Here is a 23,121-nt window from a genome sequence, read left to right as displayed (position 1 = left end):
GGCCAGAAAGACACCGCACAGCGTCTCCCGGCGACCCGGACCAGTTCCTGGACGGCTGTGTCGAGCGGCGCGTAGGCGAGGTGGTAGGCGGTCCCGTCGGGCTTGCCGAGGCTGTGGCGGGCGAGCGCTCACCGTCGGCGGACAGGGCCTCGCCCTGGTGGTCGACGTCCCAGGTCAAGCCGCGAAGTCCTGCCGGAGTACAGGAGTGGGCGCCTTGCGAGGCGCAGATGTTTCATCGGTATGCGAGGTGTGCTGCATTTCCACCTGGCTGGACTCCTGGCGTCACACCTAGGGCACGTCTGAAATGACAGCTATAGGGGCTGTCGTTACGTTCGTCGCAGGTCGGTCGCCCGGCTGACGTCCGTATGACAGAGGGAAGTGAAATGCGCACGCGTACATTAGGTGTGGCCGCTGCCGGAAGCGCGGCGGTCCTTGCCGCCGCTGGTATCACCTATGCCTCGGTTGACGAATCCACCCCGACGTCCCCGTCTGTCCAGCTGGCGGCCCCGCCTGCCGAGCCTGTCCAACCAGCCGCCCCTGCCGCCCCAGCCGCAGCTGCCTCGGGCGGCGGCAGCACAGGCGGGGAGAGGGACGAGGGCCGTGACCACGAGGGCGGCGGACGCGCAAGCGGGGAGAGGGACGAGGGCCGTGACCACGAGGGCGGCGGACGCGGCTACGGCCACAAAGAAGAGGGAAGGATCTACTTCAACGAACGTACGTACTCCGCCTCCACCGAGGGCTGTATCACTGCGGCCAGCGGACTGGGCTCCAGTAGCTTCAGTGTTTTCAACGACAGCCGGAAGACCATCGAGGTCTTCCGCGGCTTTACCTGCGACAACGGCGCTCCGGTAGCCACCGTGGGTCCCCGCGGCGAAACCAACGGCATTGTGACCCGTACCGTCCACGGGGGCGTGTTCGGTGACGAAGGCGTCGCGGGCAGCTTCCGGGTGATCGGCGACTACGACGAGTGGTGACAGCGCCGGTCTCCAGTTCGGCGACCAGGGCCTGGGTGAGGACAGGTAGCCGTCGTTCAGGCCGGGCAGGGCGAGGGCGACGCGGCGGAACGCTCCGTTGCCTACGAGCCGCAGCAGGTCGTCCCGACCGCAATGTGGCGGGGCCCCTCGGGGAATCCGAGGGGCCCCGCCACACTCGCATCATCGATGGCGGTTTGTCAGCGGGAGGCGAGTTCGGTAGCGCGCTGGGTGAGTTCGACGGCGCCGGGGATTCCCCGCCTCGCTGCCTACCGGTACCTGGACTGCCACCTGCCCGTCACCGAGCAGATCGCCACCCGGCAGCTGTCCCTGCCCTGCTGCCCGGCCATGACCAGCACGGACGTGCAGCGCGTCATCGACGCCCTCCGTGTCATCCGGTCCTGACCCGCAGGCTGCCGGGCCGGCTGTCAGATCACCGGCGGCCGGCCCAGCTTCGTCATCCGCCACACCGTGCTCCACCGCATCGGACGCCGCGGCGGACACGGCGTCCGGACACCCTCGAAGAACCCGGACCACCATGCCCTGAGACCGGCCGACGGCGGCCTCCGCACCAGCGTGTACAGCGCCCAGGAGGTGAGGTAGACCGGTACCAGAACCGCAGGGAGGTGACGCTTGGCCAACCACACCCGATTGCGGGCCGTCATCCGGTAGTAGGTGGCGTGACGGGCCGGGTCGGTACGGGGGTGCTGCAGCACCATGTCCGCGCGGTACTCGATCCCCCAGCCGGCGTCCAGCGCACGCCAGGCGAAGTCCGTCTCCTCGTGCGCGTAGAAGAACGGGGCGGGGAAGTCGCCGATCTGGTCGATCACACTCATGCGGATGGCGTGGCCGCCGCCGAGGAAGGTGGTGACCTCGCCCGACAGCAGCGGGTCCGAGGCACCGAAGCGGGGCACATGCCGGCGCTGGGTGAACCCCGTCTCGTCCGCGATCCGGAAGCTCACCACCCCAAGGCGCGGGTTCTGTTCGAAGGTTTCCCGGATCAGCCGGAAGGTGTCGGTCCGGGGAAGCAGGCCGTCGTCGTCCAGGACCACCAGGACGTCGACACCGCCGAGTTCGCGCAGCCGGTCCACCCCGGCGTTCCGGCCGCCCGGGATGCCGAGGTTCTCCGGCAGTTCCACGGCATCCACCCACGCCGGAAGTTCCGGGAGCTTCACTCCCTGCCCGAGCACCACGGCCTTGACGCTCTCGCCCTCCTGGGCCGCCACCGAGTCCAGGAGCGCGTGCAGCTCCTTCTGCCGGTCGCCCATCGTCAGCACCACCACGCCCAGCGTGACGTCCATCGCACCCGACCCCATCGAGGAACCCTTCATGATCTCGCCGACACCGGAACCCGCGGATGTGTCGTTGCGCGTACTCGCCGAGACAGGGCGGCTCCCGGACCACCAGTACATGGACCAGCACACCCTGACCTGGATTGCCCGTGGGCGGCCTGCCGGTCCGAGTGCCCGAGTCACGATGCCACACCGGCCGGTCCTGCTGGTACCGGACGCCTCCTGGTTCGCGGGCCCGGCCGTGATCGATTCTATCCACGGCGCCCGGCACAACGCCCGCGTCAGCCTCCTCGTTCAGCTCCTCGCCCGCCACCACGGGCTCGACCACGACTCGGCCCTGGCCCTCGCCGCCGCGGCGGCCTGCCACGACGGCCACCGCCATCACGACCGCGACGACCGGGGTCACGGCCGGCGCGCCGCCGGCTGGCGCGCCTCGCCCTCGCCAGAGGCCACCACGTTTTCCTGGAAGGCGTCTTCGGCGCCGAGCGGTACGACGCTGTGAATAACACGCGGCGCGCGAACCGAAGTGGGAGTGTTCGCCTGTACCGGTCAGCGGCTACTCGCTCTCGCCACTGCCATCCGGCACAACTGGACCACCGCACCACGATCGGGCGATCAATCATCGCAACTGAGCACCGAAGACACCGGACTCATTCATCCAGTCCTGTCGACCGAAGATTAGTTGACGACAGGTCAGCACATTTAGAATCGTGGACCCCTTGGATTCGCCCCGTCGGCTGGGCCCATGGCGCGTGGCCCGCGGTCCTGCGGGCTTCCGCTGATCATTCATGACCAAGTGGAGGTTTCGATGCCCGAGAAGGTCGTCAAGGAGAAGGTGCTCGTCTACGTCGTGCGGGACGGGCGGCTGCTGGTGTTCCGGCACACCGACTACAGCTACGAGGAGGTCGGTATCCAGGTCCCGGCCGGCAGCATCCGGCCGGGAGAGGGCCCGGAGGCCGCCGCGCTGCGTGAGGCCCGGGAGGAGACCGGCCTCACGGACTTCAAGATCGTGCGCAAGCTCGGCGAGATCGAGTACGACATCAGCCCGTACCGGTTCGAGATCCAGCGCCGCCACGTCTTCCACCTGGAGCTCACCGAGCCGACCCCGGAGCGGTGGATGAGCCAGGAGGACCACGACGGCGAGCAGGAGCCCACGTACTTCGAGTGCTTCTGGATCCCGCTGGAGGCCGCACACATCCTCCAGTCCGGCCAGGGCGCCCTGCTGGGACGCCTGTTCGGCTGACCACGTCCGCGCACCCTCGGCAAGGGCGGAAGCCGATGAACCGCCGCACCGAACGGCGCCCCCTGATCGAGCAGTTGTACCGGGGCCTGGATTCCGAGGCGGCCAGGACGGCTTCCGCGGGCGCAGATGGCCGCCCGCGTTGCGCGAGCACTTCACGCTGTCCGACGCCTCACGTCGCGGGAGCCGGCGGATCCGCTCGCCGGCGGCGATGTTGGTGAACGTGCCGGAGTGCTCGAACACTCCGGCCATCAAGCCCCGTGGGCGGGCATCCGGTTCTACCCCGGCACCGCCCCTGCCCTGCTCGGCGTGCCCGCGCACGAGCTACGGGACCAACGCGTCGACCTCGCCGGCCTCTGGCCGGGTGCCAAGGTGCGCCGTCTTACGGAGCAGATCGACGCGGCGTCCGACCCTGCCGCCGCCCTCGAGGATCTGGCGCTGTGCCTCGCAGCCGAAGCTGAGCCCCGCGACCCGCTCCTGCGTGCGATCGTGGTGTCCCTGGCGGCCGGCCACTCAATCACAGCGACCGCGAAGTCAGTGGGCCTGGCCATGCGACGACTCCACCGCTACTCCCTGGCTGCCTTCGGCTACGGCCCCAAGACCCTGGCCAGGGTCCTTCGCCTGCGACGTGCCCTCGCCTTGGCCCGTACAGGCGTCCCCTTCGCGGAGACGGCTGCACGGACGGGCTTTGCCGGACCAGGCTCATCTGGCACGCGATGTGCGGGAGTTGACGGGGGAGTCGCTGAGCGGCCTGGTGGGACGGTAGCTCACGCTGAGGCGTTCGGCAGGGGTGCGAAGAGGTCGACGCCGTTGCCGTCCGGGTCATGGACCGTGGCGTAGCGCTGGCCCCAAAAGGCGTCCCACGGCTTCAGCTCACCGTGATAGCCGGCACCGGCAAGGTCCTGGTACACCACGTCGACGTGCTCGGGGTCCGTACACCGGAACGCCAGCGTTACCCGGCCACCGCCCGCTGGTGGAGGCCACGTCGGGTGGAACGAGCGGATGGTGTCTTCGGTGTCGAGGACGAGGCGGAGCCCGCCCGGAAGTACGGCCTCGACGTGCGGCTGGTCTTCGGATCCATCGGGAAACCCGATCCCGAGGCGCCGGTAGAAGGCGAGCGAGGCGGCCAGATCGGAGACGACGAGGCCGACGGAGTCGAACTGCGGTGCTGGTGTGCTGTTCATGATCGGCAGCGTAGGCAGAGGACGGGCGCCGGGTCTTGAAGAAAACGGACGCCCGTGTCCTGATCCCGGGTGCCGGCCGACCGCACGTCGATTGTGCCGCCGGAGCGTTCGGCGATGACGAGCGCCGCGATCGGGGAACGGCAGTGGTTGCCCTTGCAGATCACCAGTACCTTCCGGCGGTCCCTGGTCATTCGGCACTCACCCTCTCGATCTCGAAGGTGATCACGCCCAGTGCTTCCTTGGCGGGCGGGAGGATGGCGTGGATGGCGCGGAGCTGTTCGGTCTCGGTGGTGTGGGGGTTGAGGGCCTCCACCTTCTCGGTGCCGAACATCTCCTTGAAGGTGCGGTAGGTGCCGATCCGTTTGACCCGCGTCAGGCAGCTGTCCTGGCGGCAGGTGAAGCGGATCAGGTCTCCGACCCTGATTCGCTTCATCGACTCGTAGGCGACGCGTACTTCGACGGTCTTCTCGCCGCTGGCGATGAGGTCGAAGTACTGCTTGTAGATCGGCATGTTGCGGGGGCGGTGGCCCGTTGCCCGGGAGTTGTGCGTTGCGGGCCGGGGGGTGCTCATCAGGGATTCCAATGCGGTCGTGGTGCAGGACCGGTAGAAGTGCCGGGGGTCGCTCAGTATCAGCTCGCCGAGGTCTGAGATGGTGAGTTACGTACCCCGAGTCCGTCGGGGGCTGTTCGTGCTTTCGGCCTGTTCGTTCTGCGTTCAGACCACAGCGGTACAGACGAATCCGAGATCCGACAGGCCCTCGCTCTGGCACAGGCGGTCGGAGGCGCCGCCGGCGGCGGTCTGCAAGATCTGGTAGTCGGCACCGGCCTCCTGGCCCCAGTGCATTGCGGCCCGCCACAGGAGGCGGCCGATTCCCAGGCCCCGGTACTCGGGGAGCACTCCGAAGTACTGCGGAAGCAGACGCATTCGGCCGATCGGGTCGGCCATGGTCTCCATGGGGCCGATGGCTCCAGCCACCTGGCCCTCCCGGACGGCGGTCAGGACCGGGCCGACAGTGTCGATCCGGGAATGCAGGAAGGCGAATCCCTCATCGGCCATTTTCTCCGCGAACGTGCCGAAGGTGGCGCGCACCTCCTTGGGCTGCTCGGTCAGGGTCTCGATGCCGTCGGCCGCAGGAGCGGGGCGGTCGAAACTGCGGAGCTGAACGCGAGTGGAGGCGGCGACGGTATCCGCGGTGGCCTGGAACCAGACGACGCGGGCCTTGGCCGCGTCGTAGGTGGCGGTGAGCTTCGCGGCCAGTTCCTTTGCTTCCGTCCGGCGTTCGGGGGCTCCGTAGAGGTGGATTCGGAGGAGGCCGTGGCCGGTGATGGTGGGGATGAGCGTCCGGTCCTGGTTTTGCACGATCTCGTGGAGCAGTACGGCTTCGTCTTTGCGGTCCGACCAGCGGCGGTCTTTGTCGTGGGCCAGGAAGCTGCCGGTGCCTGACACCCTCAGCACGTCGGCCATCAGGTCGGGAGTCACCGCGTCCGGATGGCTCGGGCCGAGTGTCGGCAGGTACGGCACGGTGAGGAGGGGCCGCATCCTGTCCCAGCGGAATCCCATGCACCCACGCTACTCGCCCGGCACAGAGGGCTCATGCCCAAGCGCGGGTTGCGCCAGGGACTGAGCGTTAGTGATCGCCTGCGATCAGTGGGGGTTGTCGTCGCCCGCGTTGCACGAGCACTTCACGCTGTCCATACCGTGCAGCGCGGCGGTCGGCAGGGTCCGGGTCGGCACGGTCAAGAGGGGGCGGGGTGTCGGCTGAACGCCCCGCGAGGCCAGGGGCTGTTCGATGCCGGTGACGCTGACCAGCTCGACGAGTACGGGGTCGGGGGTCTCGGGTTCGGGTTGCAACTGCCGGCACATCTCGGTGGTGACCGGATGCCACGGTCCGGCAGGCACGACCGCTCCGTCCTCGTACCCGGTCCCGCCGGTGGTGATTCGGACGGTGGTGTACTCGCACCGCCTGCGAAGCTCCTGGGAGGGGAGCGCGATCTTCAGGCTCACCGGGGCCTCCCGGGTACGGGGTCTTCGAGCTCGTCGCCGAACACGGTCTCCAGCTCGGCGACCAGGGCCCGGGCGAGTTCGGCTTCCTGCCCCCGGTCGAGGATGACTTTCGCGAGGTTCCCGGCACCGCGCAGCTCGGTGAGGTCGTTGCCGCGCAGGTCCATCTCCTTGTAGGAGCCGCGTTCGAACTCGGTGCGGCGCAGCGCGCATTCGTCGATGACGGCCCGGCTCAGGTCGCAGCCGGTGAACGTCGCCTCTGTCAGTACGCATCTGGAGAACACGACGGGGCCGGTGGCCCTGATCTTCTCGAACGTGGCGAAGTCGAACTTGCAGGCGTCGAAGAGGACGTTGTCGAGGGTCAGGCCTCTCAGGGTGGTGCCCATGAGCTCGCAGTCGCGGAACACGACGCGGGAGAGCCTGCAGGCGCACCCGTTCGGCCCGCAGGCGGGTGATGCGGCCTGCGGTGAGGGTGGCGTGGGCCAGGTCCAGGGCCAGGGATACCGGTGGTGTGGCCGGGCACCCACTCCGTTTCGCTGAGCCGGGTCCTCTTCTCCGGGGTCAGGTTCCAGCCCTGGATCAACAGTTCCCGCTCTTCCTCGTCCACCCACACCGTCGGCGAGCCGCCGCCCCCGGTGTTGGGGCCGATTCCGATGAACCACTGATACCCCTCCTGTCACGTACCTCGCGCATTCTTGCGCTCGGAGTTGACGTGAGCACCAGCATCGGGCCTCCGAGGCCGCCTGTCAGGCGTTTTCAATTCTGACGAGCCGCCAGTGTGTCGTTTTCGTCGTGGAGATCAGGCGGGTCGGCTGTTGACCGGTGCTGGTGGTCAGGGGGTGAAGTGTGGGGAGTGGGCTTCGATGGCCTGGACGAAGGCGGTCCATTGGGTGTGGTCGAAGGCGAGGTGGGGGCGGGTGGGGTTCTTGTCGTCGCCGAGCCAGACATCGCCGTTGGGGAAGCGGGCGATGATCACGCAGTCGCCGTTGGAGTCGCCGGAGAAGGGGGACTTGGTCCAGGTGGCGTCGGCGGAGTTGTGGTCGTAGGGGTCGTGGTTCTTGGTCACGGGATCTCCTCCTACGCGCGCGATGGCCCTGCCCGGAGGGGGCAGGGCCGTGCTGGTGGTGCAGTTCAGGGGGTGAAGTGTGGGGAGTGGGCTTCGATGGCCTGGACGAAGGCGGTCCATTCGGCGTGGTCGAAGGCGAGGTGGGGGCGAGTGGGGTTCTTGTCGTCGCCGAGCCAGACATCGCCGTTGGGGAAGCGGGCGATGATCACGCAACTGCCGTTGCCGTCACCGGAGAAGGGGGACTTGGTCCACTGGGCGTCGGCGGAGTTGTGGTCGTAAGGGTCGTGCTTGTTGCTCACGTCAGCTCTTCCAGCTTCCGTTCAAGGGCGGTGATGGTGTCTTCCGGAGACAGCGCGCACCGCTTGACCCGGGCGATGGCCCGCTCGGCCCGTCGTACGTCGCGTCCCGTTCTACGCGGGAGCATACCGCCGACGGCTTCGATGAACGCGAAGCCGTTTTCGAGATCGTCAGGGAACCGCATCAGGGCGATTCCCGACGAAAGGATGCCTGGCCGTCCGGCACTCAGCGGCACCATGCCCAGTGTGACGTTGGGGTACTGGGCGACCTTGATCGCGTGCCGGATCTGTTCGGCCAACACTGCCTGGTCACCGGCTACGAGCAGCGCGATCTCACCGAAGTAGGCCTCGAACGTGAGAACCGGGTCCTGCGTCAGCCGGCGTTGGCGGAGAATCCGGACCTCGGCTCCAGCCTCCACACGTTCCTCGTTGGGAGAGTCGAGACCGGCCGTAATCATCTCCTTTGCGTATCCCTCGGTCTGGACCAGGCCGGGGAACGCCGAGGGGAAGTACTCCAGCATGTGTGAGGCATCGGCTTCGAGCGCGAGATACTCCGCGAACGCCGGCGTGATCGCTTCGGCATAGTCGAGGTCGCGCCACCACTGCTTGGTCGGGCCGTTCCCGAGCAGGCTCTCCAACTCCTCACGTTCCTGGCCGGAGACGCCGTAGTGGTCGAGCAGCGTCTTCAGATCGGCGGCGCTGATCGGCTGGTGGGCGCGCTCGATTCTGCTGAGGCGAGCGGGGTTCCAGCCCTTCAGGCCGACCGTGACGTCGGCCAGGGTCTTGTTGTTCTCCAACCGCCAAGCGCGCAGTTCATCGCCGAGGCGGATCTGCCGGATCGCGGACAGGCTCTTCTTCAAGCTGGCGCCTCCCCTCTGAGTGTGGACAACCAGTGTTGCCAATGATGGACCGTCACCTCAAGCCAGTTCAAGATCAACGGATTTGTTTCTGTGTTCGGGTTGAAAGTTCGATTCTGCATCCGTCACACTCAGCGTGACCGCACGGACACGCTCCTGACGGGGCGTCGTCGCGTCGTGCGTGCTGCCAATTTCCGCCCGCAACCGAGGCGAAGGGGCGAACCATGTCCACTTTGAGCAGACCTGTCCTCCAGACCTGGGAGGCGATCCTCACCGAGCACGACCGCTCGGTCCGGACCGCCCGCCACCAGGTCCGCCAGCGACTCACCGACTGGGGGTGGCAGGGCGAGCGTGTCGACGACCTCGTCCTGATCGTCTCCGAGCTCGTGACCAACGCGATCGTCCACGCCTGCCAGGGGCAGGGCGAAGTCCGGCTCTACCTCCAGGAGTTCGGCGGTGACTGCCGCCTGGAGGTCTGGGACCCGCGCTGCGACCTGCCGCTCCAGGAACGCCGCCCGCGCCGGTTCGGCGAGGGCGGGCGCGGGATCGAGCTGGTCCGGCAGCTGGCGTTCGACTTCGGAGTGGTCATACGGCGCGGTGCGGGCAAGCGCGTGTGGGTGCGCGTTCTGCTCGCCGAGGGGGAGAACCGCCCGGCGCCACTCAGGAGTTGAACGCCATGACCACGGACTGCCGCCCCAAGCACCGGCGCCGTCCCAAGCACCGCCGCAGTACCGCCGGACGTGATCACGCCGCCCGCGAAGGTCATCCGGTCACCCCCACCGCCCGTCGGACCATCGGCCACCCGACCGCCGACTGTCCGACCGCCGACCGCCCGGCCACCGGCCGCCCCAGCGCCGCCGAACTCGCCGCCCTCGCCGTCGTGTTCGCCCTCAGCCTCGGGACCGCCTTCGTCGCCTCCGCCCTCGTCGACCCCGGCGAGCCCGCGACCGCCCACGTCGTCTGGTGGACGACCCTCGCCGCCGCCCTGATGCGCGGCGTCAGCTGGTCGGACACCTTCCTCGACCGCCGGCACCGGCGCCAGTACCGGTACCAGGCCCAGCCCCAACCCCACCCCCAGCCTCTGCACCGCAGCTCCGACCGCTGACCCCCTCGAATCGCCCGGAGAAACACCCCCATGCACCCCGCCGCCATCGCCTTCCGCGACCCCGCCGCCCTGCACGCCCGCTGTGAGATCGCGGGTATCCGCAGACTCGCCATCGAACCCGGCTACGAGACCTGCGCCGTCCTGCCCGACGGCCACTGGGAACCCCTCCCCGACGGCTACCCCGAGCGGTTCGCGCCCAGCATCTTCAGCCGGGACAGCGGTCTCATCGAACTGTTCCGGCTCCCCGAGACCGTCACCGGCCGGGATGCCCTCACCGCGCTCGTCGGCACCCTCGGTGACCCCGTCCCCGTCACCCTCGGTGAGACCGACGACCCGCCGGGCGAGCCCACCACCCACCTCAGCGCCGACACCGGCCTGCGCCCCGGCCTGCACGTCGACAACCACCAGAACCTGCCCTACGCCGCCCGGGAGACGGCCCGCCGACGCCTCTGCGTCAACCTCGGACCCGGCAGCCGCTACCTGCTCCTCGCCGACACCGACATCAAGTCCATCTGCCGCACCCTCCACGACCGGTACGAGACCCACCACCCGCGCACCAACGACCTGCGGTTCTTCGTCACCCTCCGCCGCCCGCTGCGCGTCCTGCGGCTGCGGATCGACCCGGGCGAGGGCTGGTTCGCGCCCACCGCCGTGCTGCCGTACGACGAGTCCACGGAGGGCCAGGACCAGCCCTCGGCCACCGCCTCCTGGCTCGGTCACTGGGAGCGAGGGGTGTTCGGCCCGCTGATCTGACCCCCATCCGGCGTGGTCCTCAGCGTGGCGCACCCGGGTCCGTCCGGGTGTGCCACGCTGGTGGGTGGGGAGGACCGGAGCACGACGAGATCGGGAGGCCCGTGATGGCCGAGATCAGGGTGAACGGGGTGGCGCTGCACTACGAGGCCCGGGGTTCCGGGCCCGGGGTGGTGCTGGTCCACGGCTCCTGGAGCGACGCCGACAGCTGGGCGCGTGTCATGCCCGGACTCGCCGAGCGGACCACCGTGGTCGCCTACGACCGGCGCGGGCACAGCCGCAGCGAGGACCTGCTCACCCAGGGTTCGGTGTACGAGGACGCGGCGGACCTGGCCGGCCTGATCCAGGGGCTCGGCCTCGCGCCCGCCTTCGTCTGCGGAGACTCGTACGGCTCGCTGGTCGTGCTGCGGCTCGCCGCCGCCCGTCCCGACCTCCTGCGGGGCCTGGCCGTGCACGAGCCGCCGGGGACGTCGATGCTGCTCGCCGACCCTACTCTGCGGCCCATCGGCACGGCCTTCGCGGACCGGATCAACGCCGTGCGGGAGCTGCTGGAGCAGGCGGAGTCGGCCGCGGCCGCCGAGCTGTTCGTGGAGTCGCTCGCGTTCGGCCCGGGGGCGTGGGAGCAACTGCCCGCGCCGATCCGGCACACCTACATCCGGAACGCGCCGACGTACCTGGACGAACTGCGCGACCCCGACGCGCTGGACCTGGACCTGAACGCGCTCGCCCGGTACACGGAACCCGCGCTGCTGACGCAGAGCGACGACAGCGCGCCGATGTACGGCGAGGTGCTGGACATGATCGACCTCACCCTGCCGAAGGCGGAACGGCACCTGTACGTGGGCGCCGGTCACGCTCCGCATCTGTCGCAGCCCGAGGAATGGGTGGGGGTGACCCTGCCGCGCGTCTTGGCGTGAGGCGCGCATCGGGGGCGTGAGCGTGTCAGCGCGCGCCGGGGCTCACGCTGGGGCATGCGCTGTCGGCTGTTATTGCCCGCTGACCCACAGGGAGCCCTCGGCCCAACCGTTCTGGCACTGGAACCGCTGGTCGGAGCCGCGGTTGACGATGTGGCGGACGGACCGCGGGCATGGAGCGGCCCTCCACCCCCCGCAGGGGAGGTAGAGGGCCGGCGGCGCGTCAGTGCTTGGGCAGGGTGATCGATTGTGCGTGGTGGAAGATGTTCTCCCGGTCCCAGTGCTCCTTGGCTTTCTGGAGACGGGCGTAGTTCTGGCCGTAGTAGAGGCGCGTGTAGGCGGGGTCGTGCTGCTCGGCTGTGCCGAGGTCGATGTCGGGGTAGTTGACGTACGCCCCGTCGGTCGTTATATCGAAAAACCTGTTATGTGCCTGGTGGGAATGGGAGTTGACCTCCGGGATGCCGCCGGTGTCCTTGTAGACGGCGGCGTAGAGGTCGCGCAGATATTTGATCTGCTTGTTGTCGTCGTTCGAGTCCGTCCAGTAGGTCTGGTACTGGAGCTTCATGATTGAGTCGCGTTGCGGGACGGCCGTTTCCTCGGGCTTGCGCGCGTTGATCTTGCAGCCGTACGAGTCGACCTGCACCAGGGTGTGCTGGAGATCGATACCGGGCACAACCTTGGTTAGCCCCTCCCAGAGGGCCTTGATCTGGGCGTCGGTGAAAGGCTTGCGGTGGTAGGCCGACTTGTACTTCCCGCGTTGGTTGTCCCCGGAGGTGTTGAGTGTCATAGTGGCTTGGAACCATGGCATCCGACGGTTCTTTTCCGGGTACGGCAGGTAGAGGCCGCCGGCGGTGTGGCTCTGGACGGTCGACTTAGTCCCCACTCCACGCTCGATTGCGGCGATGAACTCGTTCAGGAGGCCGAGGTCATCGTTGCTCCACTGGCTCACCAGGGTGATATTCCCGTTCGACCTGTGGGTGAGGTGGAGGAGCGAGAACAGGTCCTGGTAGTCTGTCTCGCCCTTGCCGCTGTGTTCGGCGAAGAAATTGCCGAAGTTGTTCAGCAGTTGCGTGAAGTCCTCTTGGCTAAGGTCCTTCCAGGGCCAGGCGATGCTGCTGATCCAGACGTTTTCCGGCGGCTTGGGGAGGTCGTGCGTGAAGTGGTAGCGCAGGATGATCCCGAAGTTCCCGCCGCCGCCCCCGGTGTGGGCCCAGAAGAGGTCCCGCTCGTGCGAGCCAGGGGGATCGTTCCGGTGGGCCCTCGTCACCGTGGCCTTCTTGCCGTCCTGCACGGTCACGACATCGACCTGGACGAGGTGGTCGACCGTCAGCCCGTGCTTCCTGGACAGCAGCCCGTACCCGCCGCCGCAGATGTGGCCGCCCGCGCCGACGGAGTAGCACGAGCCCGCCGGCACGGTGACTCCGTACTTGCGGAACAGGGTGGTGTAGACGTCCCAGTTGGTCGCGCCACCCTCGACGACGTACGTCTTGTGGTTGTACTTGTCCGTACTCTCGTACACCCCCCTCATGGTGCTGAGGTCGAGGATGACGCCCCCGGTGTTGTCGACGAACCCCTCGTAGCAGTGCCCCCCGCCCCGGACGGTCGGCCGCAGTTTCTTTTTCTCATTGAGCGCGAGGTCCAGCTGTGCCACGGCATCGTCTTCGTTCTCGATCAGCCGGATGTACGCGGGCTTGCTGCTGAATCGCTGGTTGAACCCCTGACTGAGCGTCTCGTACCGCACATCGCCCTCGACGATGCTCTCGGCCGATCCGGTGGACGCCCTGGCGGCCCCTGCGGTACTGCCCGGATTCCCGGGACGGGATTGCTTTCCCCCCATGTCCTTACTCACTCTCTCGATGCTGAGTAGCTGACAAGCCGGACGCTAACAGGGGAGTGGGCAAGCGAACGTCCGTATGGATTAAATGCCATAAGGGATTCCGATTTCTGCCCGGACCTGACCGCCTATCGGAGTCCTGTGCAAGGAGGCCGCCACCCCGCGTAAGGGGGGCGGCCTCCCGTGTTCTCCCAGAGCTGGACCACCGCACCGGCGTCCTCCGCGACACCGGCCTCGGGCCGGACCCTGGGTCAGGCAGGGGTGACTTCGGCTTGGTAGTGGGCCGGGTTGCTACCGGGGTTGTGGGGGGCTTCGATGCTGATGGTCACCGGGCCCGGGGTGGGGCCTGCGGTGAGTGCGGGGGCTGTTGCCGTGCCCTGGGCGTCGGTGACCGCCTCCGCGCTGGTGGCGTTGCCGGGGAAGTGGGAGCCGGTGCCGCCGGAGAGGCTGAACAGGACGGGCAGGCCCGGGAGGGGGGAGCCGTCGGCGGCGTCGGTGGCGGTCACCTTGAGCCGTTTCTTAAAGGCAGAGCCCGCCGCGGCCTTCTGGTGGTTGCAGGACCCCAGTCCTGAGAGGTTCGCGCGGGTCTTCGGCACGCTGGGATCCGGTGCGGGCGCCGGCGCCGCGGCGGTGAACGTCACCTTCCGTACGGTATGGCCGACTTCGTCGGCGATGTAGAGGTCGCCCTGCGGGCTCAGTGCCACCGCGGCCGGCGAATCGAGTTGTGCCCGGGTGGCGGGTCCGCCGTCGCCGCCATGCCCTCCCTTCCCGGTGCCCGCGACGGTGGTGATGGTCCCGTCGCTCGCCGACACCCTGCGCACCCGTTGGTTGCCCTCGTCGGCGATGTAGAGGTCGCCCTGCGGGCTCAGCGCCACCCCGTCCGGCGAATTGAGTTGTGCCCGGGTGGCGGGTCCGCCGTCGCCGTCATGTCCTTCCTTCCCGGTGCCCGCGACGGTGGTGATGGTCCCGTCGCTCGCCGACACCCTGCGCACCCGGTGGTTGCCCTGGTCGACGATGTAGAGGTCGCCCTGCGGACCTACCGCCACCTCGGTCGGCGAATTGAGTTGTGCCCGGGTGGCGGGTCCGCCGTCGCCGCCGTACCCTCTCTTCCCGGTGCCCGCGACGGTGGTGATGGTCCCGTCGCTCGCCGACACCCTGCGCACCCGTTGGTTGTCCTCGTCGGCGATGTAGAGGTCGCCCTGCGGGCTCAGCGCCACCGCCAACGGCCGGTGGAGTTCTGCCTGGGTGGCGGGTCCGCCGTCGCCGGCGTACCCCTGTGCTCCCGTGCCCGCGACGGTGGTGATGGTCTGGTCGCTCGCCGACACCCTGCGTACCCGGTGGTTGCTCGTGTCAGCGATGTAGAGGTCGCCCTGCGGGCCCACCGTCACCCCGAACGGCCGGAAGAGCCGTGCCCGGGTCGCGGGTACACCGTTGTCATCCTTCGTCCACTCATCAGTGCCCGCGACGGTGGTGATGGTCCCGTCGCTCGCCGACACCCTGCGTACCCGGTGGTTGTCCGTGTCGGCGATGTAGAGGTCGCCCTGCGGACCCACCGCCATACCGCCCGGCCCGTTGAGCTGTGCGCGGGTGGCGGGTCCGCCGTCGCCGGCGTGCCCCTGTGCTCCCGTGCCCGCGACGGTGGTGATGATCCCTACCACGCCGCCCCCGGATGCCGTCATCGCCATGAGAAAAACTCCCCTTCGTCACATGGACCTGACGGGATCCTAGTCTCCGCGTTTCACCCAGCGCAGTCGTATCGATACCGGCCGGCAGCCGCCGGGCCGTCGGGCTGGAGGACACCGCCCCGAAGACTTCGGGCTGGTCTCGAAGGAGGGGCTGGGTCGGCGATCGCCTCGCCGCCGTCTGCGGGCACGACCGCCAGGCCGACGGCAATTCGGCGCGGAGCGTCGCCGAAGGTGTGGGTGAGGCCGGTGGCGTCGGCCGGATCGGCGCGGAGTGGTGCGGCACCGCATCCAGTTCCGGAGCGGCCGGCCGCAGCTCCCGAAATATCGGTCGAACTCGGCGTGGGGCGATGCCTATGCTCTGGTGCCATGGCCCACGCGAGGACCTCGTACGTCTGCCTGCCCTGCCGGGCCTCGTACAAGCAGCCCTACGACAGGGAACGGCAGCGGATCTGCCCGCGCTGCGCGGGACCGTTGACCCATGTGGGGTCGGCCTTCGCCGCGCCCCGGCGGCGGGACGCCGCCGCCTGGCGGACCCTCTCCGTCCTGGTGAACGCCGGGCGCCGCCCTCCATCAAGGCGCGGCCTTCGCCTACCTCACCACCCGAGCCGTTGACGACGACACCGACGAACTCGGCATCGCCGCCTACGGGCCGGACGCCGACAAGCTGGCCGCTCTCACCGGAGACCTCCTGCACCACTGGAGCCGGAAGCGCCCCGCCCAGCCCACCGTCACCGCTCACCCCGCCGCCACCCCCGACGACCGGCTCGGCCCCGGAACACGCATCACCCGCCCGCACACCAGGCTGACCATCAGCTGGTGAAGACCGTGTACGAGGAGGTCGTACCGCGGCGATCTGTCCGACACCCGGTGGGTCTTGGTCGAGCCCGTAGTGGTCCTGATTGCCCGTGGGCTCGTAGCGGTGTCAGGAACGGTCGGCGTTCCCGGCCCGTGTGGCCACGTGCGGCGGCCTTCTCCAGGTCGAACAGGGAGAGCCGGGTGCCCCGGGTGGGGCGTTCTCGCGCCGGACGATGATCCGGGTGTCCCCGGTCCAGGGCTCAGCTGCTCTGCCCGGGGCTCCTTGGCTGGTCGGCCGCGACCAGTTCGGCAGCGTGCGCGGGGTCGCCGCCCGCCCGCCGGAGCAGCGCCTCGACGTCGTAGCCCGGTGAAGCGAAGCCGGCGCCGAGGCCAAGCCGGATACCGGAGTCGAAGCGCCCCATGTGCACAGAGGCCTCCAGGTCGGGGCGGAGCCGGTCAAGCGCGCACAGCAGGTCCCAGGCGGATGCATCCAACCGGGCCCGTTCCACCGGGTCGCAGGCGTTGACGGCGGCGGTGACTCCGGCGCCGTCGGGCTCGTACTCCAGTAGGTCCGGCAGCAGTTCGGGGATGCCCATGATCCGAGCCGCACTGAAGGTGAGGGCGTGGGCGCCAGTAGGGTCGTTGAGCAATTCGGCCAGCAGCGGGACGACGCGCCGGTCATGCCGCCGGGCGAGTCCACGGATGCCTTCCTCCCGGGTATCCGCATGCTCGTCGGTCGTCCGCTCCCAGAGCGCGGCCCGGATCCCGGGGCTGTCGACTTCGACCTGGAAGCCCAGCGTGAACGTTGCCCGGTTACGGACCTCCGGATCCTCGTCGCGGGTCAGCGTGATGAGCGCGCGGATGTCCGGCCCGTCCGGCAGTCCAGTGGCCACCCCCGCAAAAGAACTCGCCACCCGCCGGCGAACATCGGCGCCGGGATGTCCAGCGAGAGCGGCAAGGACGGGGACGGCACGCTGCAGGACAAATGGGTTTTCGGTAGCCGCGATAGCGGCGCATTCCTTCCCAAGTTCGCCTGGACACGAATCGTCCGCCACCAACTCGTCAAGGGCGGAGCGTCCCCGGACGACCCAACCCCGACCAAGCGCTGGAGGGAACGCCGCCGATGCAAGGCGCCACCGCCGATGGGCAAGGCCAGTCTCGTCCTGGCGGTGCGGCAGCAGGGGCTCTGCCCCTTCTGCAAACAAGCGCTGATCGCCGGAGCCGAGTACGAACCGGACAGCTCACACGAGCGGATCGACTGGTTCGCGGCCTCGAAGAAGATGCTCCACAAGCATCATTTCACCTACCGGCGCGACGGCGGCACGGACGAGTGGAACAACCTCCGCCTCGTGCACTCCGAATGCCACCGCCAGCACCACGCGGGCGACGGCAAACGAACCACACCAACCTGCGAAGCCCTCGGGGCTTGCTTGAGCCGGATGCCTGGAAATCGGGCAAGTCCGGTTCTGAGGGGCCGGGTCACGGCAACGTGACCCGGCTACCCGACCACTCCGGATCGTCCGGTTCACGCGGTATCTGAAGGCGATGCGCTTTTGCGGCCGACGACCCACCCGGCCGTGACGAGGATCTTTCCGACGGCGTCGGCCATGGTATTGAGCGTCATGCCGACGAGTAGATGGCTCCGTCAGGCAACCGCAAGGGCGCGCAGTGGGTACGTGATCCTTACCCACTGCGCGCCCGTGACCGTCGACGGTCTCAGACCGTCAGGTGCTCGTAACCTCCGACGAGGAGTTCCCCGTACTCGAATCGACGCCCGAGGTCTATGTACCGCTCGTATTGCTTCCGGGTGATCTGCGGTCCATAGGTGAGCGCGCGCAGGAGGAAGCGGAACGCCAGGTCGGGGCAGGCGTGGAGGACGGTGTGGCTGAGTGCGGGCACCACACCGGGGATGGACTTCCAGGACGAGTCCTGTGCCAGCTCCAGGAGGCCGGGAGTGACGATCATGATCTCGTCCAGGACGGCTCCTGTCAGGTGCTGGTACGGGCTGGGCGGTACCTCTTCCGGGGGAGTGAGGCCCTCCGCGCGGAGTCGCTCCCGGCACAGCCGGATGACTTCGAGGATCCAGTCGCGCGGGTCGATCCCCTCGTTCCTGAGCTCCAGGCGGCGCTCGCTTCCCACCGCCCAGAGCGTTTCGAACACCCAGGTCGGCACGGCTGGAGCGGCGACCCGGAGAGCGTCGACGAGGAGCGCCTCGACGAGGTGTGGCGGCATGCCGTCGGCGTAGTACGCCAGTGCCTGCGCCTCGGTGGCCCATTCGTCCCGCCAGCTGTGGTGGAACACCTGCCCCAGGTGAGGCAGCCCGAACTCGTCTCCGCCGTATCTCTCAGTCATCACGCATCACCGGCCCAGCGGGAAGATGGAACCAATGATCCACTTCTTGCCATTGTGCTTGTCCGCCCTCAGCAGCCGGACCTTGACCCTGGTTCCAGCATCAGCAGCGTCGAGACTGCCACCCGGAGGGTACACCTTGCCCAACGAGGTCAGGCGTTGGCCGCTCCTGATGACATCGACATCGACGGTGATCTCCTTGAAGTCCGGCTGGCCCGGCTGTCCCCAGGTGCGAAGCGCGTCCTGACTCTTGTCGAGGGCCGATCGCAGTGCATCCTCAGCGATGCTGAGGTCGGCGAACACCCCGTTCGGGTCGGTGGCGGTAGTCAGCGCTGCCGCCTCTGCGGGCGTGACCCCTGCGAATTCGCCGTTCGGGCCGTAGGCGCCATGGGCCACGTGCTTCTTGATGGTGTGGGCGCGGGCGTCCTGGTTCCTGCCCAGTTCGTCGCCCCACAGGTCGAAGCAATTGTGGACGAGAATGCCGCTGCCGGTGTTCTGCGGCCCGCGCACGTAGAAGGTGTGCGTGCCGTCGACGGTGAGGTCGTACACCGCCTGGGTGGCGTCCGTCCGTTCGTGGAGACCGGTCACCAGGTTGTGCGACCCGTCGCTGCCGACCAGGACGTCGCCGACGTGGAGGTCGGAGACCTCGCGCCAACCGGCCCGGTCGACGTAGAAGCGGTGTCCGGCCGTGCTGGTGATCCGGCCCTCGCGCTCGGTGTCGATGTCGATCAGGCGGGTGGTGGGGTGCCCGAAGGTGCTGGTCACCGGCTGGGACCCGGTGGAACCCGTGGCGGGATCGGTGGCCAGCACCTGATCGCCTGCCCGCACCGTCTCGATGGCCCGGCTGGTCCCGTCGGACATGATCACGCTCGTGCCGGCCGGGAAGCTGTTGTTCCGGCACGACGTGCGGACCCCGTCCGCGATCTCGGCTTCAAATTCGGCCTGTTGCACCAGGCCTCGGTCGATGTTGCGGTTATCGCGAAGGGCCTTGAGCGCTGCATCACTGCCCACGCCGTCCTTGAGGGTGTTGCGGAAGGCGGTGATGGCGTCGGCGGTGGCGAGCAGTTTGCTGGTGACTGCGTCGCTGTAGCCGTTGAGGGTTGCCTGGAGCGCGAGCTTGGCCTGTTCGAGCTCGACACCCGTTTCGAGGGCGAAGCGGAAGGCGACGACGCCCTTGACGCCTGTGAGGAGGGTTTTGTACGGGATGAAGTTGGATGCGGCCCAGGCACAGGAGGCGTTGACGCCGGGACTCTTGTAGCAGTTGACGAAGTCACTGGTGACGGTGTCCACCACGAACCGGCTGGCGGCGCCCTGCGGTGAGTACTTCGTGCGGTAGTCGAACTCTGTGATGTCGACGGTGGTGTCGTACTGGGAGTTGATCGGCTCGCTGCGGAGGAGGAGGGTGTCCCAGGTGCTGTATTTGCCCTGGCAGGCGGCGATGGAGAGGTTCGGCTCGGGGCAGGTTTTGAGGAAGTAGTCGTGGGTGCCGGTGACCTTGACCGTGACGGTGATCGTGCAGATGGAGTCGCCTGCGGCGTTGGTGTGCCAGGCCTTGGACTTGGGGAGGGCGACGGGATAGCCGTTCGACGTCGTCAGGTGAGGGTCACTGAGGACGCACGTGGCCATGGTGTCGCGGACGTTCTCGTACTTCACGTCGGGCCGGGGAATGACGTCGATGTAGGTGACGCGGCCGTTGTTGTCGACGGTGGCCGTCTCGTGCTGCATCTTGCCTTCGGCGGTGTCGGCCTGCTGCTTCTTCGCGACCTCGGCCAGCGCCTCCTTCGCCGCCTGGTCGGCCTCGGCGGCACTCTTGTCAGCGGCGATCTTTGAGGCCCGGGCCTCGTCGGAGGCGGTCTTTGCGGTCGCCGCGTACTTCTTGGCCTGCTGGGCGTATCCGGCTGCCGCGTTCGCGGAGATGCCGGCGGTTCGGGCCGATGCCTGCGCGGCTGCGGCTGCGGTGCGGGCCTGCTTGGCGTGGGCGGCTGCCTGGTCGGCGGAGGCCTTGGCCTGTGCGGCCGAGTTGGCGGCCTTCGTCGCCCAGTCGGCGGCCTGTGCGGCGGAGGCCTGGGCCTGGTTGGCGTAGCCGGCGGCTTCGTTGGCGGCGCCGCGGGCGGTGGCGTAGGACTGGGCGGCCTGGGCCGCGTATTCGCGGGCCAGGGCGACGGAGCCGTCGATGGCGGCGAGGTAGGAGTTGATGGTGGCGACGTGTGCTGCGGTGAAGGCGTCGCGCTGGCGGGCCAGGGGCAGGCCGGTTTCGAGGAACGGCTTGAGGCCGGAGGCGGGGCCGGCCATGGCGGCCTGGGCGGCGGCCTTCACCTCGGGGCCGCCGGAGGCGATGGCCTGGGTGATCAGGACCCGGTTGTCGTGTTCGCGCGCGATGTACTGACCCTTGGTCAGGAACGCGCGGACGTCGGCGTGGGTGCCGCCCATGGCGGTGTTGGCGGCGTCCTGCACGCCGGGGCCGCCGGCGGTCATGATCTGTGAGAGCAGGACCCGGTCGTCGTGTTCCTGGCCGGGGTAGGCGCCGGTGGTCAGGAAGTCGCGGACCTGCGCGGCGGTGCCCACCGAGGCGGTCTCGGCCGCGAGCTTGTGCTCCAGGTTCGTGGATCCTTCGGCGATGCCCATGACGCTGCCGCGGTCGTCCTGTTCCCGGGCCTGCGCGAGGTCGGAGCTGAGGAACGCGAGGACGGCGCCGTCCGATCCCTCCAGTGCGGTCTGCGCCGCGGTCTGGGCCCAGGGGCCGCCCGCGTCCAGCAGCCGCACCGCGGCCTGACGGCCCTTGGCCACCGCGGCCTTCTGGTCCACCCCGGCGGCAGTGGCCTCGGAGATCAGCCGCTCGGTGTCGGCTGCGAGCTGGGTCGTTTTCCCGGCCTCCCAGGCCGCCCTTCGGTTCTTCAGGTCCTCGTCCCGGTAGGCCTGCTGCGCGATGGCCACCTCGGCGGCCTGCTGCGCGTCCAGGCGCTCCTGGTCGGAGGCGCGGGCGATGGCCGTGATGTCGTGGGCCTGCTTCGCCGCGTTCTCCGTGGTCACTGCGGCTGCCTCGGCAGTGGTGGCCGCGGCCTGCGCGGTCGCGGCGGCTCTGGCCGAGTCGCCGGCGTGCGCGGCCGCCTCCTCCGCTGCCGCCGCCGCTGCGTCGGCATGCGCGGCGGAGGAGTTCGCGGCCTGCTTCGACGCACGGGCGGCCGCGGCGGCGTCGTCGGCGATCTTGGTGGTGGCCTTCGCCGCGCGGCTGGCTTCCGCGGCGGCGCTCCTGGCCCGGGCGGCTGCGTTCCTGGCCCGGTCCGCGGCGTCCCCGGAGACGCCCGAGGCAGCGGCCGCGTCGGCGGAGGCCTGCGCGGCGGCAGCGGCGTTGGCGCCCGCGGATTCGGCGTCCAGCGCCGCTGACTTGGCCTGGGTCGATGCCCGTTCCGCCCAGCCGCTGGCCTCGCCGGCGGTGCGGGCGTCGGCCGCGGCGTTGCGGGCCGCGACGGCCGCCGCGCGCGCCTGGTCGGCCATACGAGCGTCGCCGGCGGCGCCGGCGGCCGCCGACAGCGCCCGGGTGGCGGCCTTGCCCGCCTTCATGGCGGCGGCCGCCGCGTCGGCTGTGGCGGCCGCTGCCTGCCGCGCGGCCTCGTTCGCCGCCTTGGCCGCGGTCGTTGCCGCCTGGACGGATTTGGCCGCCCGAACGGCGGCGTCCGCCGCCCGGTCGGCCGCGTTCGATGCCTTCGCGGCGTCGGCCTGGGAGGCCCGGGTCTCATCCGCGGCGCGCTCCGCCGCCTGTTTGGCCAGCGCGGTCGCCTGGAGCGCCTTGGCGGACGCGTCCCTGGCGATTCTCGCCTGCTCGCCGGCCTGGGCGGCGGCGTTCTTCGTCAGGTCCGCCAACTGTGCGACGGTCAGGGTTTCCTGGTCGTGGGCCGCGGCGGTCTGGTAGCCGTAGCGCAGGAAGTCCTGGACGTCCTCGGCGCCGCCGCCCATCGCGATGTTGGCGGCCTGTTGCACCTGCGGGCCGCCCGCGTTCATCAGCTGGGACAGCTTGACCCGGTCGTCGTGCTCCCTGGCGTTGAACTGACCGACGTTCAGGAACTGGGTGACGTCCTCCAGCGTGCCGGCCATCGCCTTGTTCGCGGCGTCCTGCACCGCCGGGCTGCCGGTCGACATGATCTGTGACAGCAGCACCCGTTGGTCGTGCTCGTACGGGTTCTGGATCCCCTTGTCGAGGAAGGTCTGCAGGCCGGCCGCAGGGCCTGCGAGTGCGGCGGTTGCGGCTTCGCGGACCCCCGGACCGGCGATCGCGATCAGTTCCTCGACGCGCGCCCGCAGGTCGTATTCCGCGGCGATGGCCCTGCCGGTCAGCACGAACGCCGTTACGTCCGCGTCGGAGCCCGCCAGCGCGGTCTCCGCGGCCCGGCGCACGGCCGGCCCGCCGGTCTGCCACGCCGCCACCGCCTTCACCCGGTCGGCGACCGGTCCTGTCGCCGGTGGGGCATCGGCCGCCGCCGCCGGAATCGTCAGCAACCCCACCAACAGGCTGCCGGCCACGAGCCCGGTGGCGACTTTGCGCCGCCCGGCCCGTGGTATCGAAGACATTTTCATTGAACTCGAGATTCCTTCCTGTTCAGGTACCAAGCGATCGCCAGCTGTCGGCACCCGTGCCGACAGCTGGCGATCGCTTGGTACCAGGGCGGCGCGCTCAGAGCGCGCCGCCCGTGACATACAGCAGATGTCGATCGCCGACGGGCCGGGGGTGATGTCCGGAGCCGGACATCACCCCCGGCCGCTGCGGGGTTGGCCGCTCAGCCGGT

23 protein-coding genes and 2 pseudogenes are annotated in these 23,121 nt (G+C 69.2%); 11 read left to right on the top strand and 14 right to left on the bottom strand.

Annotation, left to right across the window (positions count from 1 at the left end; translation table 11 throughout):
- Positions 1 to 383 precede the first annotated feature (383 nt).
- Both ACIP82_RS30590 and ACIP82_RS30585 read left to right on the top strand, forming a co-directional pair.
- Positions 384 to 974, top strand: a complete 591-nt coding sequence (locus tag ACIP82_RS30590; protein WP_400658139.1) for a hypothetical protein — start codon at positions 384 to 386, stop codon at positions 972 to 974.
- 228 nt (positions 975 to 1,202) lie between these two features.
- On the top strand, positions 1,203 to 1,376 hold the full coding sequence (locus ACIP82_RS30585) for a DegT/DnrJ/EryC1/StrS family aminotransferase (protein ID WP_400658137.1): 174 nt from the start codon (positions 1,203 to 1,205) through the stop codon (positions 1,374 to 1,376).
- A gap of 23 nt (positions 1,377 to 1,399) precedes the next feature.
- On the opposite strand, the gene ACIP82_RS30580 is transcribed toward ACIP82_RS30585, so the two are convergent.
- Positions 1,400 to 2,272 carry a glycosyltransferase family 2 protein gene (locus ACIP82_RS30580; protein WP_400658134.1) on the bottom strand — a complete coding sequence of 291 codons (873 nt, stop codon included), beginning with the start codon at positions 2,270 to 2,272 and terminating at the stop codon, positions 1,400 to 1,402.
- 175 nt (positions 2,273 to 2,447) lie between these two features.
- Here ACIP82_RS30580 and ACIP82_RS30575 point away from each other — a divergent pair, with 175 nt between their 5' ends.
- From ACIP82_RS30575 to ACIP82_RS30565, 3 genes and pseudogenes are all read left to right on the top strand, one after another.
- The gene (locus ACIP82_RS30575; RefSeq protein WP_400658131.1) at positions 2,448 to 2,765 is read left to right on the top strand and encodes a hypothetical protein; all 318 of its coding nucleotides are present in this window, start codon (positions 2,448 to 2,450) and stop codon (positions 2,763 to 2,765) included.
- 306 nt (positions 2,766 to 3,071) lie between these two features.
- Complete coding sequence (locus tag ACIP82_RS30570) at positions 3,072 to 3,506, top strand: NUDIX domain-containing protein (protein WP_400658129.1); 435 nt, start codon at positions 3,072 to 3,074, stop codon at positions 3,504 to 3,506.
- Between the two features lie 126 nt (positions 3,507 to 3,632).
- Positions 3,633 to 4,343: pseudogene (locus ACIP82_RS30565) on the top strand (helix-turn-helix domain-containing protein).
- On the opposite strand, the gene ACIP82_RS30560 reads toward ACIP82_RS30565, so the two are convergent.
- From ACIP82_RS30560 to ACIP82_RS30525, 8 genes are all read right to left on the bottom strand, one after another.
- Positions 4,271 to 4,687, bottom strand: coding sequence for a VOC family protein (locus ACIP82_RS30560; RefSeq protein ID WP_400658127.1), 417 nt, complete (start codon positions 4,685 to 4,687; stop codon positions 4,271 to 4,273). The pseudogene ACIP82_RS30565 and the gene ACIP82_RS30560 overlap by 73 nt on opposite strands.
- Positions 4,688 to 4,874: 187 nt before the next feature.
- Positions 4,875 to 5,258 carry an ASCH domain-containing protein gene (locus ACIP82_RS30555; protein WP_400658125.1) on the bottom strand — a complete coding sequence of 128 codons (384 nt, stop codon included), beginning with the start codon at positions 5,256 to 5,258 and terminating at the stop codon, positions 4,875 to 4,877.
- 144 nt (positions 5,259 to 5,402) lie between these two features.
- On the bottom strand, positions 5,403 to 6,209 hold the full coding sequence (locus ACIP82_RS30550) for a GNAT family N-acetyltransferase (RefSeq protein WP_400658122.1): 807 nt from the start codon (positions 6,207 to 6,209) through the stop codon (positions 5,403 to 5,405).
- 123 nt (positions 6,210 to 6,332) lie between these two features.
- Entirely contained in the window at positions 6,333 to 6,692 is a 360-nt protein-coding gene (locus tag ACIP82_RS30545) for a hypothetical protein (RefSeq protein ID WP_400658120.1), read from the bottom strand.
- Positions 6,689 to 7,075 (bottom strand): pentapeptide repeat-containing protein, encoded by a 387-nt coding sequence (locus ACIP82_RS30540; RefSeq protein WP_400658118.1) that lies wholly within the window; start codon positions 7,073 to 7,075, stop codon positions 6,689 to 6,691. Before ACIP82_RS30540 ends, ACIP82_RS30545 begins: the two co-directional genes overlap by 4 nt.
- A 446-nt stretch (positions 7,076 to 7,521) precedes the next feature.
- Positions 7,522 to 7,755, bottom strand: a complete 234-nt coding sequence (locus tag ACIP82_RS30535; protein WP_400658115.1) for a DUF397 domain-containing protein — start codon at positions 7,753 to 7,755, stop codon at positions 7,522 to 7,524.
- Positions 7,756 to 7,820: 65 nt separating this feature from the next.
- Positions 7,821 to 8,054, bottom strand: a complete 234-nt coding sequence (locus tag ACIP82_RS30530; protein ID WP_400658112.1) for a DUF397 domain-containing protein — start codon at positions 8,052 to 8,054, stop codon at positions 7,821 to 7,823.
- Entirely contained in the window at positions 8,051 to 8,911 is an 861-nt protein-coding gene (locus ACIP82_RS30525; protein WP_363612170.1) for a helix-turn-helix transcriptional regulator, read from the bottom strand. The genes ACIP82_RS30530 and ACIP82_RS30525 overlap by 4 nt, the downstream gene beginning before the upstream one ends.
- A 221-nt stretch (positions 8,912 to 9,132) precedes the next feature.
- Between ACIP82_RS30525 and ACIP82_RS30520 the strand changes: the two genes are divergently transcribed.
- The 4 genes from ACIP82_RS30520 to ACIP82_RS30505 all read left to right on the top strand — a co-directional run bounded on the left by ACIP82_RS30520 (position 9,133) and on the right by ACIP82_RS30505 (position 11,680).
- On the top strand, positions 9,133 to 9,579 hold the full coding sequence (locus ACIP82_RS30520; protein WP_400658109.1) for an ATP-binding protein: 447 nt from the start codon (positions 9,133 to 9,135) through the stop codon (positions 9,577 to 9,579).
- A 5-nt stretch (positions 9,580 to 9,584) separates the two neighbouring features.
- The gene (locus ACIP82_RS30515) at positions 9,585 to 10,013 is read left to right on the top strand and encodes a hypothetical protein (RefSeq protein ID WP_400658107.1); all 429 of its coding nucleotides are present in this window, start codon (positions 9,585 to 9,587) and stop codon (positions 10,011 to 10,013) included.
- Positions 10,014 to 10,043: 30 nt separating this feature from the next.
- A complete protein-coding gene (locus ACIP82_RS30510; RefSeq protein WP_400658106.1) occupies positions 10,044 to 10,766 on the top strand; it encodes a hypothetical protein in 723 nt (240 codons plus the stop codon).
- 104 nt (positions 10,767 to 10,870) lie between these two features.
- Positions 10,871 to 11,680, top strand: a complete 810-nt coding sequence (locus ACIP82_RS30505) for an alpha/beta fold hydrolase (protein WP_400658104.1) — start codon at positions 10,871 to 10,873, stop codon at positions 11,678 to 11,680.
- 220 nt (positions 11,681 to 11,900) lie between these two features.
- On the opposite strand, the gene ACIP82_RS30500 is transcribed toward ACIP82_RS30505, so the two are convergent.
- Together ACIP82_RS30500 and ACIP82_RS30495 are read right to left on the bottom strand one after the other, a co-directional pair.
- A complete protein-coding gene (locus ACIP82_RS30500) occupies positions 11,901 to 13,526 on the bottom strand; it encodes an FAD-binding protein (protein WP_400658102.1) in 1,626 nt (541 codons plus the stop codon).
- Positions 13,527 to 13,762: 236 nt separating this feature from the next.
- Positions 13,763 to 15,196: a hypothetical protein gene (locus tag ACIP82_RS30495; protein WP_400658099.1), complete on the bottom strand. Its 1,434-nt coding sequence runs from the start codon at positions 15,194 to 15,196 to the stop codon at positions 13,763 to 13,765.
- Positions 15,197 to 15,562: 366 nt separating this feature from the next.
- On the opposite strand from ACIP82_RS30495, the pseudogene ACIP82_RS30490 reads away from it, so the two are divergent.
- Positions 15,563 to 15,760 (top strand): annotated as a pseudogene (locus ACIP82_RS30490) (deoxyxylulose-5-phosphate synthase); the annotation flags it as partial.
- Between the two features lie 491 nt (positions 15,761 to 16,251).
- Here ACIP82_RS30490 and ACIP82_RS30485 read toward each other — a convergent pair.
- Complete coding sequence (locus ACIP82_RS30485; RefSeq protein ID WP_400658097.1) at positions 16,252 to 16,884, bottom strand: HEAT repeat domain-containing protein; 633 nt, start codon at positions 16,882 to 16,884, stop codon at positions 16,252 to 16,254.
- 45 nt (positions 16,885 to 16,929) lie between these two features.
- On the opposite strand from ACIP82_RS30485, the gene ACIP82_RS30480 reads away from it, so the two are divergent.
- A complete protein-coding gene (locus ACIP82_RS30480; RefSeq protein ID WP_400658096.1) occupies positions 16,930 to 17,484 on the top strand; it encodes an HNH endonuclease in 555 nt (184 codons plus the stop codon).
- A 223-nt stretch (positions 17,485 to 17,707) separates the two neighbouring features.
- Here ACIP82_RS30480 and ACIP82_RS30475 read toward each other — a convergent pair whose 3' ends face one another.
- Positions 17,708 to 18,343 (bottom strand): hypothetical protein, encoded by a 636-nt coding sequence (locus ACIP82_RS30475; protein ID WP_400658094.1) that lies wholly within the window; start codon positions 18,341 to 18,343, stop codon positions 17,708 to 17,710.
- Between the two features lie 6 nt (positions 18,344 to 18,349).
- Positions 18,350 to 22,906, bottom strand: a complete 4,557-nt coding sequence (locus ACIP82_RS30470) for a polymorphic toxin-type HINT domain-containing protein (protein WP_400658092.1) — start codon at positions 22,904 to 22,906, stop codon at positions 18,350 to 18,352.
- Between the last annotated feature and the right edge of the window lie 215 nt (positions 22,907 to 23,121).

The organism is Kitasatospora sp. NPDC088548 (assembly GCF_044753005.1).
Classification (GTDB): domain Bacteria; phylum Actinomycetota; class Actinomycetes; order Streptomycetales; family Streptomycetaceae; genus Kitasatospora.
This window is presented reverse-complemented; position numbering and strand designations above follow the sequence as displayed.